The sequence below is a fragment of the Catenulispora pinisilvae genome (assembly GCF_015356865.1).
Classification (GTDB): domain Bacteria; phylum Actinomycetota; class Actinomycetes; order Streptomycetales; family Catenulisporaceae; genus Catenulispora; species Catenulispora pinisilvae.
The window spans coordinates 1-419 of record NZ_JAAFZA010000605.1; the positions used below are offsets into that span (position 1 = coordinate 1).

General features: G+C 37.2%; 1 protein-coding gene. It reads right to left on the reverse strand.

Translation table 11 applies throughout. The features are described from left to right. Nucleotides 1–29: 29 nt before the first annotated feature. Nucleotides 30–419 (reverse strand): PTS glucitol/sorbitol transporter subunit IIB (locus IZR01_RS54955; RefSeq protein WP_499698317.1); only part of this gene is annotated, 390 nt, incomplete at its 5' end.

Consider the following 419-nt stretch of genomic DNA (forward strand, 5'->3'; position numbering starts at 1 on the left):
CTCAATCGCAATTAAATAAATTTCATAGTTTATTGATACAATCCTATACTTGCAACCCATGCAACTGCTACTCTAGGTACACCAATCATGAAACGTGAATACAATACAGATGGAACACCAACCTCTACTGTTTCTGGTTCTGCTTCAGCTAGACCTAAACCTACTGGAATAAAGTCACATGCACATTGTGTATTAATAGCGAATAATGCTGGTAATGCTAAGCTTGGAGGAATAGTCCCTTTACCTATTTCAACACCAATTAAAGTACCTACGATTTGTGCTATAACAGCACCTGGTCCAAGTAATGCTGATAATAGAGGAATAGAGCATATGAATCCAAGAATCATAAGTCCAATTCCGTTTCCTGCTAATGGTACTAATATTTTAGCGAACCAATTACCAAATCCCGAACCTTGTAT